Genomic DNA, 1,763 nt, shown 5'->3' with positions numbered 1-1,763 from the left:
CCTGTGCTACGACCGGCTGCGCCGACGCCGCGAATGGGTGACCGACGAGGTGCCGGACGTGGCCGATCCTGCGCCGCTTCCCGATGCTCATCCCGGGGAGGAAGATCATCGGGTCAAACAGGCGCTGCAAGGCATCGCGCCGCGCCAGCGGGAGGCGATCATCCTGGTCTACTATCAGGAGATGTCCAACATCGAGGCGGCAGCGACCTTGCAGATCGGCGTCGATGCCCTGGAGAGCCTGCTTGCACGCGGCCGCCGCTCGCTGCAGACGATCCTGACCAGGGATGGCGCCGATGAGTGAGAACCGGATCAGCACCAAGGCGCAACAGCCATCGCGCCTTGCAGGCGCTGCCTGGCGCTCGATTCCTGTCAGCCCCATGCCGCGCGAGCACGCGGCGCCAATGGGCAAGGGAAAGACACATGGCTGAAGGGTCCAGGTACGAACCGGCAATGGATGCCAAGCGCTTTGCCGCCCTGGCTGCGGCCTATGGCGGTGACTTGCGGCGATGGCCCGAGGCTGAACGGATGGCCGGCAATATCTTTGCTGCAAGCGAAGCGGGCGAGGCCATTTTGAAGCATGCCGGGACACTCGACGCGCGGCTTGACAGCTACCGCGTCGACGCCCCCGGCAAGGCCCTGCACGGCAGCATCCAGCAGGCCGCCGGCCGGCACCTCATCCAGCGCCGGCGTCAGCGGTTCTGGTGGCTGGGGCTGGGACTTGCCGGCATTGGTCTGGCCGGCGCCGTGGCAGGACTGGCCCTGGTGACCGTCGTCACACCCGAGGTCCAGCCGGACCACTATGTGCTGGATGCCAATGTGACGGCGTTTGGCGATACCGGCCCCGACCGCGACACGATCGAGGAAGACCTATGACCATGAGCCGCAACCTTGTCATCGCGTCGGTGGTGCTCAACGTTTTCCTGGCCGGAGCGCTTGCCGGCGGAGCCGTCTGGATAAGAAGCGGCAAAAACCAGGGCTATTCACTGGAGGCGGCCGGTGGCCGGCTTCCCGAACAGGATCGCACGGTCTTCCGCAAGGCGTTGCGCGATGTTCGCCGAGAATCCCGTCAGGTCATTCTCGACGGCCAGCAAGCCAGGCGTGAAGCAGCCGACCTGCTGCAACAGCCGGTTCTGGACACGACGGCGCTGTCGGCGGCACTGGAGCGGGCCCGCAATGCCGATGTCACCGTGCGCACGCGGCTGGAGCAGCGCATTGTGGAGTTCGCGGCGGCAAGTTCCGCTGAGGGGCGCGGCGTGCTGGCGCAAGGGCTGATGAAACGCAGCGGGGCCGCCGCGCCAAAAAAATTGCCATGATGACCGACGGAAAACGCTGACGGTGCCGTTTAACGAAGCGAAGGGCAGGCCTGCCAGATCCGTGTGGTGCGGCAGGCTTTCAACCTCGGAAACATTCGGAGCATCGTCATGAACCATCTGGCAAAATACGCGATCACCGCCGCTCTTGCCGTTACTGGAACGGTTGCGACCGCCGCAGCATCCCTGGCGATGCCATTGGCGCCACTCGCCGCACCGGCGCTGGTCGAGCATGTCGCCTGGGGCTGTGGACCGGGCTGGCATCCCAATCATTGGGGACGCTGCGTGCCCAACCGTGTGGTCGTCTATCCTCGTTACCACCGTTGGCATGGCCCGGCCTTCTATGTCGGGCATCCGCACCATCGCTGGCATCGTTGGCACCGCTGGTAGGACATAAGGGGGTCGGCCGCTCCACCACGTGCCGGCCCCCTCGATCCCCATTGAACCAGGTAC

Annotated in this window: 4 protein-coding genes; all 4 read left to right on the top strand. The window is 65.7% G+C overall.

All coding sequences use genetic code 11. The features are described 5' to 3' along the window. The coding region (locus EN935_RS34360; RefSeq protein WP_281040390.1) for a sigma factor-like helix-turn-helix DNA-binding protein at positions 1-301 on the top strand (301 nt) is incomplete at its 5' end. Positions 302-450: 149 nt separating this feature from the next. Further along, a complete protein-coding gene (locus EN935_RS34355) occupies positions 451-873 on the top strand; it encodes a hypothetical protein (protein ID WP_245468913.1) in 423 nt (140 codons plus the stop codon). Beyond that, positions 870-1,313: a periplasmic heavy metal sensor gene (locus EN935_RS34350; RefSeq protein ID WP_127264559.1), complete on the top strand. Its 444-nt coding sequence runs from the start codon at positions 870-872 to the stop codon at positions 1,311-1,313. The genes EN935_RS34355 and EN935_RS34350 overlap by 4 nt, the downstream gene beginning before the upstream one ends. Before the next feature lie 108 nt (positions 1,314-1,421). Next, positions 1,422-1,700 carry a hypothetical protein gene (locus tag EN935_RS34345; protein WP_127264560.1) on the top strand — a complete coding sequence of 93 codons (279 nt, stop codon included), beginning with the start codon at positions 1,422-1,424 and terminating at the stop codon, positions 1,698-1,700. The last annotated feature ends 63 nt before the right edge of the window (positions 1,701-1,763 follow it).

The sequence above is a fragment of the Mesorhizobium sp. M7D.F.Ca.US.004.03.1.1 genome (assembly GCF_003998635.1).
Lineage (GTDB): Bacteria > Pseudomonadota > Alphaproteobacteria > Rhizobiales > Rhizobiaceae > Mesorhizobium > Mesorhizobium loti.
This window is presented reverse-complemented; position numbering and strand designations above follow the sequence as displayed.